Below are 12,570 nucleotides of genomic sequence, written 5' to 3' on the forward strand. Positions count from 1 at the left end.
TCCTATGCAAACCCCGTTTGACGGGGCCCGCGGTCATTCCGAAAAAGTGTCTGAAGCCGTAGGAATCAGCCAACTCATGGAATGGGTGGATTGTTCCAGCGTTGCACGGTGACGATCATGTGGCCTTCGCCGGTCAGGGATTTCCCTGCATCGTCGACGGCGGCGATCACCTTGAGGTTGCCGGCATTGTTGGTGGACATCTTGCGTTGCGGGTTCGGCCCGGCATCGCCCGGTGTGAACACGCCGCTGTCCGCCTGCATGGTGCCAGCGAACTTGACGTCTTCGTCTTCCTTGGCGCGGTCATCGAAGGCCTCGACCTTCCACTGCGCCGGGAACACGCCGATGCGATACAGCTTGCCGTCAGCGCCTTTGCCCCAGGCTTCGGCGTCGAAGCGGCCCTGGACTTTCGGCGTCGAACCACCGCCCTCGCCGATCCGCGCCACCGAGAATTCCGGCACCACTTTGACTTCGGCGATGGAGCTGTAGACCGACAGGCTCGGGCCTTTCAGTGTGCCGACGGTGACTGCACGCACGCCCGGTTGAGCATTGGCGGCGGCCTTGAGCTTGACCTTGATCCGCTCAGGGCTCTGCTCGACGATTTCGACCACTTCCACGCCTTTGCCGAAATTCGGTTTGCCGGTGAGACCGCTGCCGACCAGCGTCACTTCCGTTTCACTGCCAGTCTTCAGATAACCCGGCTGTACCGCCAGCAAACGGCTGGAACCCTGCTTGGCGGCGACGAAGTCCAGACCGCGCTCGTCGTGCTCGGCCTCGAACATCCGACCCTGCATCGCATTGCCTTGGGCGGCGAATACCTGACGCATGGTCACGCCGTCGATGGTCACGTTGCCGCGCCATTCGTAGCCGGTGTAGAGAATCGCGCTGCCGTCGCCATTGAACGGGCTGCCGTCAGCGTATTGGCCTTTGACGCCAACCTTGAAGGTATCGCTGCCATCGGCCGTGACGCTCATCACGCCGGCCAATTCACCCTTGCCTGGCAAGTGGCCGCTGAAACTCCAGTCGCCCACCAGGGCATCGCTTTTCGGCGCGGCGCTCTGCCATTTTTTCCAGGCCGGGTTGTCCAGCGGATAACGCTTGGCCAACATCGGCACCATGTCTTTGCGGGCAATGTCGAACCAGTCGCGGTCGCGGGCCAGGGCCTGGTATTCGAGGGACGGCCATTGGCCGAGGTGGAAGTTCACCAGGCGTTCCCATTCCTGGGCCGGACGGCGTTGCAGGGCGACCCGCGCACCGGAGTGGCAGCGGCCACACATCTGGCTGGTCTGGTCGTCGAATTTTTCGACGGTATTGAGTCGACGCTCCAGCGCATAACGCACGCCATCGGTCTCGCTCGGTGCCAGGCCCTGGGTGTCGGCCAGGTACTTGACGAGGGTGCGGCGGTCGTCATCGCTGATCTGCAAACCGTGCATGGTTTGCATCCGGGCGATGCTCATCAACCAGCCTTCCGGGGTCTTGCGCTGGTGGCTGATGCGGCTGAGGGTGTTATTGGCTTCAGGGGTGTGACAGCCCTGACACGTTTCCTTGAGGATGGTCTGGGCGTCGCGGGCTGCCAGGCTGTCGGGCGAATGCAGCGCCACGCAAGCGGCCACGGCCAGCAGGCTGGCGCTCAGGCCTGATCGGAGTTTTCTCTTCATCAACGTCGAACCTCGCACGGTGCGTTCTTATTGTTGTGGCTTATCGTTTTTATGGTTTCTGCCGCCGGCGGCGAACCGCTGACGGAGGCAAGAGAAACGTCTGCGATGAGCAATACACGGAGCGTGCCAGCTTGCCGATGTTGTTTTTTATCAATCAGTTGCGTGCAATCAAGGGCCTGGAACAGCCGTTGAAGGAGAGCGCCTGCGTCTAATATCGCGACAGGTGTTGCAGTCTGAGACAAGCATAGATGCCCAGCGGGAACAGCTCATCGCCCAACGATTGACGGCACGGGTAGGCCGGCGCGAAATAGTTGTTCACCGATTGCCAGCAAGGGGATAAAAAATGGCAAGCATCACTGTCTTGGCGGGGGACTTTCTGCAGGGTGATGGAGAGTACAGGGACGGCGTTTTCACCCTCAGGACATCGCTTCATCCATGGCCCGGCCTCACCCTCCCGATTTCAGCGTTCAAGCGTGTGGAAGTCGCCAACGAGGAGTCGATCAACAACATCAAGGATGCCATCGGGTTCGGCGTGGCGGGCGCCATGCTGCTGGGACCCATCGGCGCAATTGCCGGGTTCATGCTGGCCGGCAAGGAAACCGAAGTGACCTTTCTGGCCACGCTCAAGGATGACCGGACGCTACTAGCAGCCGTAGATAGCAGCACGTTCGAGGAGATTTCTAGCATAATCCCCTCATGAACACCTCAACGCAGGCCGCACCACACGCGGTGGTGCGGCTGACGCCGGTTCAGCTCAAGAACGTTGGGTGGACGTCTTTGTGTGCGTTGATCTGTTGCTGCATCTGCCCCACCAGCGTCGCAATCGCGTGGGCGGTGTCCAGCTCCCAGACGGGAACGTGACTCACCACCAGGTCCACTTTGCCGGTCATGCAATTGCAGACCCGGATCGTCAACGACTGATCCGGTGCCATGCTGCAGGTGCATACCGAAGGTAGAAAACTCCGTTCAATGATGCTTTGAATCTCCAGGGTTGAAAGGTTCATCACAACCCCCCTTGTGCGAGATGTGTGGCCGGGGAAATGTTCCGTCATTTCACCCACCGAGCCTGAAAATTCTAGACCCCAACACGGGGGCACTCAAGGTCGCAACCCGGTTGCTCGTCGTCTCAGCGGGTGTCGCAATTTGCGAAAAAATCGCTACCGCCCGCTATGTCGACGGGAGAAGAAATGCCGACGGCAACGCAATTTTTGTAGCCGCTGGCGAAGCCTGCATTCGGCTGCGCTAGCAGTCGTAATTCCTGAGTTTGCGGTCTGCCTGAAGCACCGTATCGTCTGATTTCACGACTGCTGCGCAGCCGAACGCAGGCTTCGCCAGCGGCTACATGGCATAACCTTCACCACCCTCCATTGGCGTCCGGCTAATCAACGTTGGCCTGACCTCCCGGCGACTTGGCACAACCATTGCGAAAGCCCTGTTCTCACGAACAATAAGAGGCTTCGCCATGACGCTCCCTAATGTGCTTCCCGCCACCTCCGCATTTATCCAGCGTGCCCCGCGCATGTTGATCGGCGGGGAATGGGTCGAGGCCGCCGATGGCCAGACCATGCCCCTGCACAACCCGGCCACCGGTGAAGTGTTGTGCGTGGTGCCACGGGCCACGCCGGAGGATGTCGACCGCGCGGTGTTGGCCGCGCGTCAGGCTTTCGATGATTCGGCCTGGACCCGCACCCGCCCACGCGAACGGCAGAATCTGTTGTGGAAACTCGCCGACCTGATGCAGCGCGATGCCGAGCTGCTGGCGCAACTGGAATGCCTGAACAACGGTAAAAGCGCGGCGGTCGCCCAAGTGATGGACGTGCAACTGGCCATCGATTTCCTGCGCTACATGGCCGGTTGGGCGACCAAGATTGAAGGTTCCAGCGTTGAGGTGTCGTTGCCGCTGATGCCCAACGATCAATTCCACAGTTTTATCCGTCGCGAAGCGGTGGGCGTGGTCGGCGCCATCGTCGCCTGGAACTTCCCGCTGCTACTGGCCTGCTGGAAGCTCGGCCCGGCCCTCGCCACCGGTTGCACGGTGGTGCTCAAACCCGCCGATGAAACCCCGCTGACCGCGCTGAAACTCGCTGAGCTGGTCCTCGAAGCCGGTTACCCCGAAGGCGTGTTCAACGTGGTCACCGGCACCGGCATCACCGCCGGTTCCGCGCTGACGCACAACCCGCTGGTGGACAAGCTGACCTTCACCGGCTCGACTGCCGTGGGCAAGCAGATAGGCAAGATCGCCATGGACTCCATGACCCGCGTGACCCTGGAGCTGGGCGGAAAATCACCGACCATCGTCATGGGCGACGCCGACCTGCCGAGCGCCGCCGCGGGTGCCGCCAGCGCGATCTTCTTCAACCAGGGCCAGGTCTGCTGCGCAGGTTCGCGCCTGTACGTGCAACGCAAGCATTTCGACAATGTGGTGGCGGACATCGCCGGTATTGCTAATGCCATGAAGCTCGGCAACGGCCTGGACCCAAGCGTCGAGATGGGTCCGTTGATTTCGGCGCGCCAGCAGGAACGGGTTTATGGGTACATCGAAAAGGGCCGGGAAAGTGGCGCGACCATCGCCTGCGGTGGCGAGCAATTCGGCCCGGGGTTTTTCGTCAAGCCGACGGTGATTGTCGACGTCGATCAGAAGCATTCGCTGGTGCAGGAAGAGATATTTGGTCCGGTGCTGGTGGCGATTCCGTTCGACGACGAAGCCGATGCGTTGCGCATGGCCAATGACAGTCCTTATGGGCTCGGGGCGAGTATCTGGTCGAATGATCTGGCGGCGGTGCACCGGATGATTCCGCGGATCAAATCGGGGTCGGTGTGGGTCAACTGCCACAGCGCCCTGGACCCGGCGTTGCCGTTTGGTGGGTACAAGATGTCGGGGGTCGGGCGGGAGATGGGGTATGCGGCGATTGAGCATTACACCGAGTTGAAGTCGGTGTTGATCAAGCTCTGATTTGCGGCGTTTTTTAGGCCGCCATCGCGGGCAAGCCCGGCTCCTACATTGGTTCTGTGTTGATCACAAATCCTCTGTGGGAGCCGGGCTTGACCGCGATGGCGTCCGAGAGGCCCCTACAAATCCCGGGGTTTGAAGCCTTGAGCCAACAACCACCCCCGAACCACCCGCCCCTGCTCCACCGTCAACCCCGCCAACACCTGTTCCGCCGGCTCAGTACGCAACCGCCGCACCAACGGCGCCACTTCAACCCCTTGCACATGCCAGATCCCCAACGGCTGATCCGCCGTGATCACCACCTCGGCTTCATCGACAAACCCCTCATTCAACACCGGCGCCCGCTCAATCCTCAACGCGGCAAAATCTGCCTCGGCATGGGCCACCTGAGCATCCGGCCACTGCCGCCGCGCCTGCCAGAATGGTTGGTCCCGCCATCGCTGTTCATCGGCGTAAAAGTCACGACCGATCCGCGCAAAGCGCAAAAACAGCTGTTCCACCCGCTGCCGATGAAAACGCTGTGCCAAGGCCGTTCGCTCGGGTTTTCGCAACAGCGTGTTGATCACCGTTGGCGCCTGCAGCGCTGAGGACAGCGATTGAAAAATCCCGTTGCCCGACAGCGGGTCAACCGCCATCGCTGCATCCCCAACCCGAATCCAGTTCGGACCGCACACCTGCGGACTGAGGATCGCGGTGCTGCTGCGGGCATGCAACTGCAGGTCGATTTCCGGCGAGGCACCGAAAAAAGCCTGAGCCAGCGCCGAGCCCTGGCGCCGCTGCCGACAATAGTCGAGCAACTGCGCCTTGCCCGGCAGGTTGGCGCTGGCCACGTCCACCGTCCACTGCCAATAGCACTGACCATCAGCCCGCCGCGCCATCCACGCCCAGCCATCCTCCAGGCTTTCCACTGCGCTGGCGGTGCTGCCCGGCGTGGCCTGCCAGCGATTGAGCAGGCTGACCGTCTCCGGCCCTCTCAGGCCTTTACCAAGCGCAGGTGCCTGACGCCCTCGGGCGTCCACCAGAAAGTCCGCGACCAGCGCTTCACGCCCTTCGATCTCGATTCGATGCGCCGTAGCGTTGGTCTGAACCGTCAGCATCCGACCTTCGATCACCTCGACTCCTGCCAGGCGCAGGTCTTCGCGCAAGCCTCGGTCAAAGACGGGACGGTCCAACAGGAATTCAATGTTCTGCGCATGCTGCTGACCGTTCCACGACACCTGCCGCTGGGAAGGCAACGCCGCTTCCGCCAGCGCCTGATGCAGGCCCGCGCCGCGCAGTGCGTCCAGCACTCGCACCGAAACACCTTCCAGCGCGGCAAACCGGCGCCACTCGCTGACCAGCGTCACGGGATAACCGAGCCGCCGTAACCCCAGGGCCACCGCCGCCCCTGCTGGCCCGGCGCCGAGTATCACGATCATGGGCCGAAGCGCCGTTCAGGGCCGCGATAACGCGCATGCTCGCGCAGCCATTCGACCACTTGCTGGTTGCTCGCCTCAGGATGTTCGACCAGAAAAGCGCCGATGTGCCCGCTCAACGCCGCACACCCCAGACTGGCGCCGGATTGTCCTGGATAGGTCCCATGCACACACGCGGCGAAATCCGCTTGCGCGCTGTTGAGCCACGACCATTGCTGTTCGGTGCAACGGGCGTCGCCGGTAACGCGCAGCACCTGCGGATAATTGGCCGGGAACACGCCCTCGCCTTGCGCGGGACTAGAGGCGCAGAGTAGAACCCCGCGTGCCACCGCCGCTGCGCAGGCTTCGCGCAACAGGCTGCGATCCTGTCGCAAGCCGAGGCTCAGATTGATCAGCCGAACGTCCTGCGCCACCAGCCAGTCAATAGCGCTGGCGATCTGCAAGGCGCTAGTGACGCCGCGCTGATCAAACACCTGCCCCACGCAAAACACCGCTGAAGGTGCCCGCCTGCCGATGGCTTCAATCACTGCGCTGCCATGGCCCAGCGGATCGTCGCGCAAGTCGCTTTCGGCCAGTCCATCGTCCAGCAACGAGAAGCGCCGACCCGCGACGACTTGCACCCGTTGCGCCGCCGAATGCCCACTGTCGACCACACCGATGCGCAGTTCAGGCTTCATGCAGCACCGTTTTTGAGGTGAGCACGCCGTCGAGCAATTCAAAACGCAGATCGGCATCGGCCAAGGTGGAGGGGCGATGGCTGATCAGGATGCGTGTACGTCCGGCAAACAGTCGGTCGATGGCCTCGATCACTTCGCGCTCAGTGGCTTCATCCACTGCCGAGGTGGCTTCGTCGAGCACCAGAATCAGCGGGTCCTGCAAGAGTGCCCGGGCAATGGCGATGCGTTGTTTCTGCCCGCCCGACAGCTGCTGGCCGCGCTCGCCCAACGGACTGTCGAGGCCTTCGGGCAACGACTCGATCAGGCTGTCGAGTTGCGCCAGTCGCGCGACTTCGGCAATCGCCTCGCGACTGGCGTGCGGTACGGCATAAGCGAGGTTGTCAGCGAGGCTGCCGCGAAACAACACGATGTCCTGACTGACCACGGCAATCCGCTGGCGCAACTGGAACAGATCCAGCTCCCGCAGGTCGACCTCCCCCAGCAATACGCGGCCGGACTGCGGATCATGATGGCGTTGCAACAGGTCGATCAGGGTTGATTTACCGACCCCGGAGCCGCCGCTGAGAGCGACTTTCAATCCGTAGGGAATGCGCGCTTCGATACCGCGCAAGGTGGTCGGGCGACCGGGATGACTGAAGTGCACATCGTCGAATCGCAGGTCACCCGAAGTCGGCATCGGTTGCGGCTGAACCGGCGTCAGGACGGTCGGCTCTTCGCCGCGCAATTCCATCACGCGCCCAAGACTGACGGTCATCCGTTGAATGGCGACGTAGAGCCCGAGCAGGCTCTGAACCGGCCCGACGGCCATGCCCAGATAAGTAGAAAACGCGATCAAGGCGCCCAACTGCCAGGTCCCCTGCACCACCCAGTACCCGCCAATCAAAAACGCACAGGCCCGGGACAACGACGTCAGTGTTCCCGGTACGGCCTGGGTAAAAAACTCGGTGACTTGCAGGCGCAGCAATTGGCTCATGTAGCCGTGGCCCAGCGTTTCCAGACGCAGTGCTTCACGCTGTTGCTGGCCGGCGGACTGGATGAATTTCATCACCGGCAGTGTCTCGACCATGAACGAGGACATGTCCGCCGAGCGCTCGCGCAATTGCCGCACATCGCGCTCGACCTTGCGCCGCATCCAGCGCAGCCAGAGCACGTCGAGGGGGATCAGCACCAATGCTAACAACGAGAGTTTCCAGGACAGGGTCAGCAGCATCGCCACCGCGCAGACCAGACCGATCACACTCGATACCGCCGAAAACAGCGAGTCCACGGCAAAGCGCTGAATCTCCGCGACGTCGCCATCGAGGCGCGACATCAGGTCGCCAATCCGCCGCTGACCGTAAAAGCTCGGAGAGAGCGTCTGCAAATGCCGATAAAGATCATCGCGCAGCGCAAACAAAATCCGCCCGGACAACCGCGTGTGCAAGTAGCGGTTGATGCCCGACAGCGCCGTGCCGAGAAGCCCGGCGACGATCATCAACCCGGCAATCAACACCAGCATCGCAAAGTTGCGCGCCAGCAGGCCATCGTCGATCAGTAGCTTGGTCAACCAGGGTTGCACCAACACCAGCAGCGAGGCACACACCGACAAACCGAGCAGCCCGGCGATGGCCAAGCGATGGGGGCGCACGAAGCTGTAGAGCCAGCGCAATGCCGCTTGCAGGGCTTCGGGGTTCTGGCTGTCGATCAGCCGGACGATCAGGCGCTGCATCACGAACGCAACTGTTTGAGCTTGCGATACAGGGTCGCGCGACTGATGCCCAACGCGTCGGCGGCGGCCGAGACGTTACCCTGGTGCGTGTCCAGGGACTGACGAATCAGTTCCAGTTCATTTTCACGAATGCTGCCGGACTGAGGGCGTTCGGTGGCGGTCAATTCGTCGAGCATGCTGTCGGGCAAGTGGTCGAGGGTGAGGACGCTCTCCCCCGGTTCGCGCATGGCCAGCGCGGTGCGCAACACCATCTCCAGTTGGCGGATGTTGCCCGGCCAGTGATAGCCGCTAAGCAGTCGGTTCAAATCGTCATGCAGGACGACGGTTGGTGCATCTAGCCTGGTCAGCAATCGCCCGACCAGTGCACTGAAATCGTCGCGTTCGCGCAGGGCCGGGAGCATCACGCTGATGCCGTTGACCCGGTAGAACAGGTCTTCGCGAAAGTGCTTTTCTTCCACCAGACGCTTGAGGTCGCGGTGCGTGGCGCAGATCAGCGCGACGTCGATGTCCTGTTCTTCGCCGGCACCCAGCGGCGCGACTTTGCGGTCTTGCAGCACCCGCAGCAAACGCGCTTGCAAGGCCAGCGGCATGTCGCCGATTTCATCGAGGAACAAGGTGCCGCCGTGGGCCTGTTGCAGACGACCGATCATGCCGCCACGACGGGAGCCGGTGAAGGCGCCTTCGCGGTAGCCGAACAGTTCCGATTCGATCAGGCCTTCGGGAATGGCCGCACAGTTCACCGCGATAAAGGGCTTGTCACGACGGGTTCCGGCCATGTGCAGGGCGCGGGCGATGACTTCTTTACCGGTGCCGGTTTCACCAAGCAGCAACACTGGCAACTCATTGGCCAAGCCTTGCCGGGCCATGCGCAGGGCGCGGGCATAACGCACGTTGCTACCGGCCAGGGACTCCAGGTCCGGCTGGGGTTTCGTGGTTTTGGCGGTCGTGCGCGTTGGGGTGCTGACATTGATTGACCGCTGCGGCGCGCGCAGGGTTTTGTAGAAGAATTCGCCCTTGGCGGTTTGCAGGCTGCCGACGCCGCCCTGGTGCAAACGCGATAACAGTTGCAGGCCATCGACGCCGAGGAATTCTTCGCAACGTCGACCGACCAGCGCCGAGCGCTCGGCATGGAGCAACTGACAGGCCTGGGCACTGACCGCGAGGATCTGACCGCCGAGGCTCACCGCCAACAAGCCTTGCCAAGGCGATTCGAGGTATTGGCGGCGACTGTGGAAGGCCAGGACGATTTCGTCGGGATAACTGGCGTTGAACACGCGGCTTTCAATCTGGCTGACCGCCATCGCCAGCAACGCGGTGCTGTCATGGACGCGGCCGAGCGGGCCTTCTCGGGTCAGGTCGAGCACGCCAAGAATGTCGCCTTGAGGGCAGTGGATCGGCACCGAGGTGCAGGAAAAATCCGTCAGGCGATCGAGGTAATGTTCGCCGCAATCGATCATCGTCGGCCGGGCTTCGACCAGTGCAGTGCCCAGAGCGTTAGTGCCGCGAGCGGCTTCGCTCCAGCAGGCGCCCAACGTAATGTCTTGCAGGCCGCTGCCCTTGAGGCGGTCGGCACGCCCTTCGACAGCGAGGATGGTGGCGTCGGAATTGGCGAGGATGATCAGGCCTTCCTTGCCTTGGCGTTCAGCCAGGTAATCAATCGCTGGCAATGCCGCGTCGATCAGCAGTCGGTTGCTCGACAGCAGCACATCGAGGCTGGCGCTCGATTCCAGCGCCAGTTCGTGCTTGCCATTGAAGTGCACGCCATGACTGAGGCTGCGCCGCCAGGACGCATCGATTTCCGCGCGCAAGACGCCATCGGGGACTTCGCCCTCCAGGTGGAGTCTTTCCCGGGCCAGCCGGGCTTCGCGGTGCAGTTTCGGTGGTGTTGTTTTTATTAGCGTCATCAAGCGCTCCGAATCGGTCCGCCCTGCGCTTTTTCAAGTTCAGCGCCCTGCCGCAATCTTTACGTTAACGTCAGGGCGATGGCAAGTGCCTTATGGCGCTTGTGATTGCGAAGTAACGACTTACACGTGAGGATCACCTGGCGCTTTGCTCGGGGCGGCGTATTGCGGCTTGAGATGACCGTCCTGATCAAGTAGCCAGGCGTCCATGATCTGCCGCACCACCGGACCGGCGACGCGACCACCGGCCTCGCCGTTTTCGATCATCACCGAGATGACGATCTTCGGGTGCTCAGCCGGAGCGAAGCCAACGAACAAGGCGTTATCGCGGTTACGCTCCAGGGTTTTCGCCCGGTTGTAGCGCTCGCCCTGCTTGATCGCAACAACTTGCGCGGTACCACTCTTGCCGGCAATCCGGTATTGAGCCCCGATCGCAGCCGCCCGGGCAATCCCGCGAGCATCGTGCATCACCATCTGCATGCCGTGGTTGACCTGTTCCCAGTCATGCGGATTCTTGAGCAGGATGTTCGGCATCGGGTGCTCATCCACCGGCGCGACGCCATCCACGGTCTTGGCCAGGTGCGGTCGATTCCACACCCCCTTATTCGCGATCAGCGCGGTGGCCTGGGCCAATTGCAGCGGAGTGACCTGCATGTAGCCCTGGCCAATGCCGAGGATCACCGTCTCACCAGGAAACCAGGCCTGACGACGTGTGGCGCGCTTCCAGGCTTGAGACGGCATCAAACCGGCAGACTCTTCGAACATGTCCAGCGAGACTTTCTCCCCGAGGCCGAACATCGCCATGTAGTCGTGCAGGCGGTCGATGCCCAGCTTATGGGCGAGGTCGTAGAAGTAGGTGTCGTTGGAGCGCATGATCGCGGCATCCATGTCCACCCAGCCGTCGCCGCTGTGGTTCCAGTTACGGTATTTGTGGTCGAAATCCGGGAGCTGGTAGTAACCCGGATCGAAGACACGGGTCTGTGGGGTGACGACACCGGCATCGAGGCCGGCGATGGCCACCTCAGGCTTGATGGTCGATCCCGGCGCGTAGAGGCCGCGCAGCACGCGGTTGAACAGCGGGCGGTCGATGGAGTCATGCAGCGCCGCGTATTCCTTGAAGCTGATCCCGGTGACGAACAGGTTCGGGTCGAAGCTTGGCTTGCTGACCATGGCCAGCACTTCACCGGTCGATGGGTCGAGTGCAACGACCGACCCACGACGATCACCCAAGGCTTCTTCGGCGGCTTCCTGAAGTTTGACGTCCAGGCTCAGGACGATGTTTTTACCGGGGACCGGATCGGTGTGCTTGAGCACGCGCAGCACGCGGCCTTGGGCATTGGTTTCGACTTCTTCGTAACCGACATGGCCATGCAACTCGGACTCATAGAATTTTTCGATGCCGGTTTTGCCGATGGATTGAGTGCCGCGGTATTCCACGTTGTCCAGGGCTTTGGATTCTTTCTCGTTGATACGACCGACATAGCCGATCGAATGCGCGAAGTGCGCTCCCATCGGGTAGTGACGCACGAACTGAGGCTCGACATCGATCCCTGGCAGGCGGTACTCGTTGACCGCCAATACAGCGATCTGCTCCTCGCTCAGTTCATAGAACAGCGTGACCGGCACGAACGGATGACGGGCCTGCTTCATGGCCTTGTCGAACAACGTTCGATCTTCTATCGGCAGGTGCAGGAGGTTGACCACCTCATCCAGCTCTTCTTTGACATCCGAAGTGCGTTCGCGGGTGATGGTCAGGTTGAAGCTCGGCCGGTTATCCGCCAGAACCACACCATTGCGGTCGTAGATCAACCCACGGGTGGGCGTGATCGGCAAGACGTGGACGCGGTTGTTTTCGGAGATGGTCGAGTGGTAGTCGAATTCGACCACTTGCAAGACGTACATGCGCACCACCAGCGCGCAGGTAATAGCGACGACGAACAAGCCGCAAGCCATCAGTCTTTTATTGACGAGGCGCGTCTCTTTTTCGTGGTCCTTGATCGGTATCGGTTCGGGCATTTCTGCAGCAACTCTGTGACGAAAGACGGGTGCCGATCCGTAGGCTTGAAATCAGTCCGTTAAAAAAACGAGCTGCACCATACCAAAAACTGCGCGGTTGCTTTAGTGCGATTTCCTCTAACGGTTGCCCTTGAGGGCCTAAATGACGGTCGGTGATGGCACTTTCCAGCAGGCAAAACAAAACCCCTACCTGCATACGCAGATAGGGGTTTCGGAATTTAATCTTGACGATGACCTACTCTCACATG

General features: G+C 61.5%; 9 protein-coding genes. 2 read left to right on the forward strand and 7 right to left on the reverse strand.

What is annotated here, in order from left to right; genetic code table 11:
- Positions 1–74 precede the first annotated feature (74 nt).
- Entirely contained in the window at positions 75–1,655 is a 1,581-nt protein-coding gene (gene peaA, locus SB725_RS27160; RefSeq protein ID WP_027925512.1) for a quinohemoprotein amine dehydrogenase subunit alpha, read from the reverse strand.
- 343 nt (positions 1,656–1,998) lie between these two features.
- Between peaA and SB725_RS27165 the strand changes: the two genes are divergently transcribed.
- On the forward strand, positions 1,999–2,355 hold the full coding sequence (locus SB725_RS27165; RefSeq protein WP_027925513.1) for a hypothetical protein: 357 nt from the start codon (positions 1,999–2,001) through the stop codon (positions 2,353–2,355).
- Between the two features lie 49 nt (positions 2,356–2,404).
- Here the strand turns inward: SB725_RS27165 and SB725_RS27170 are convergent, their stop codons facing one another.
- Positions 2,405–2,659 carry a DUF1652 domain-containing protein gene (locus SB725_RS27170; RefSeq protein WP_027925514.1) on the reverse strand — a complete coding sequence of 85 codons (255 nt, stop codon included), beginning with the start codon at positions 2,657–2,659 and terminating at the stop codon, positions 2,405–2,407.
- A 458-nt stretch (positions 2,660–3,117) separates the two neighbouring features.
- On the opposite strand from SB725_RS27170, the gene SB725_RS27175 reads away from it, so the two are divergent.
- The gene (locus tag SB725_RS27175) at positions 3,118–4,608 is read left to right on the forward strand and encodes an aldehyde dehydrogenase family protein (protein WP_027925515.1); all 1,491 of its coding nucleotides are present in this window, start codon (positions 3,118–3,120) and stop codon (positions 4,606–4,608) included.
- A 116-nt stretch (positions 4,609–4,724) separates the two neighbouring features.
- Here SB725_RS27175 and SB725_RS27180 read toward each other — a convergent pair whose 3' ends face one another.
- The 5 genes from SB725_RS27180 to mrdA all read right to left on the reverse strand — a co-directional run bounded on the left by SB725_RS27180 (position 4,725) and on the right by mrdA (position 12,322).
- Complete coding sequence (locus SB725_RS27180) at positions 4,725–6,023, reverse strand: tryptophan 7-halogenase (RefSeq protein ID WP_027925516.1); 1,299 nt, start codon at positions 6,021–6,023, stop codon at positions 4,725–4,727.
- A complete protein-coding gene (locus tag SB725_RS27185) occupies positions 6,020–6,697 on the reverse strand; it encodes a S8 family serine peptidase (RefSeq protein WP_194941080.1) in 678 nt (225 codons plus the stop codon). Before SB725_RS27185 ends, SB725_RS27180 begins: the two co-directional genes overlap by 4 nt.
- Complete coding sequence (locus SB725_RS27190) at positions 6,687–8,405, reverse strand: ABC transporter ATP-binding protein (RefSeq protein ID WP_410922867.1); 1,719 nt, start codon at positions 8,403–8,405, stop codon at positions 6,687–6,689. The genes SB725_RS27185 and SB725_RS27190 overlap by 11 nt, the downstream gene beginning before the upstream one ends.
- Entirely contained in the window at positions 8,405–10,309 is a 1,905-nt protein-coding gene (locus SB725_RS27195; protein ID WP_410922868.1) for a sigma-54-dependent Fis family transcriptional regulator, read from the reverse strand. Before SB725_RS27195 ends, SB725_RS27190 begins: the two co-directional genes overlap by 1 nt.
- A gap of 120 nt (positions 10,310–10,429) precedes the next feature.
- Entirely contained in the window at positions 10,430–12,322 is a 1,893-nt protein-coding gene (mrdA, locus tag SB725_RS27200) for a penicillin-binding protein 2 (RefSeq protein ID WP_027925520.1), read from the reverse strand.
- Positions 12,323–12,570 lie beyond the last annotated feature (248 nt).

It is taken from the genome of Pseudomonas sp. SIMBA_041, assembly GCF_046535095.1.
In the GTDB taxonomy this organism is placed as follows: domain Bacteria; phylum Pseudomonadota; class Gammaproteobacteria; order Pseudomonadales; family Pseudomonadaceae; genus Aquipseudomonas; species Aquipseudomonas mucoides.

Excerpts from the sequence above, each read along its gene's own strand:
- mrdA (WP_027925520.1), bottom strand. The coding sequence starts at position 12,322 with ATGCCCGAACCGATACCGATCAAGGACCACGAAAAAGAGACGCGCCTC.
- SB725_RS27165 (WP_027925513.1), top strand. The coding sequence starts at position 1,999 with ATGGCAAGCATCACTGTCTTGGCGGGGGACTTTCTGCAGGGTGATGGA.
- SB725_RS27175 (WP_027925515.1), top strand. The coding sequence starts at position 3,118 with ATGACGCTCCCTAATGTGCTTCCCGCCACCTCCGCATTTATCCAGCGT.
- SB725_RS27190 (WP_410922867.1), bottom strand. The coding sequence starts at position 8,405 with ATGCAGCGCCTGATCGTCCGGCTGATCGACAGCCAGAACCCCGAAGCC.
- SB725_RS27180 (WP_027925516.1), bottom strand. The coding sequence starts at position 6,023 with ATGATCGTGATACTCGGCGCCGGGCCAGCAGGGGCGGCGGTGGCCCTG.
- peaA (WP_027925512.1), bottom strand. The coding sequence starts at position 1,655 with ATGAAGAGAAAACTCCGATCAGGCCTGAGCGCCAGCCTGCTGGCCGTG.
- SB725_RS27185 (WP_194941080.1), bottom strand. The coding sequence starts at position 6,697 with ATGAAGCCTGAACTGCGCATCGGTGTGGTCGACAGTGGGCATTCGGCG.
- SB725_RS27195 (WP_410922868.1), bottom strand. The coding sequence starts at position 10,309 with ATGACGCTAATAAAAACAACACCACCGAAACTGCACCGCGAAGCCCGG.
- SB725_RS27170 (WP_027925514.1), bottom strand. The coding sequence starts at position 2,659 with ATGAACCTTTCAACCCTGGAGATTCAAAGCATCATTGAACGGAGTTTT.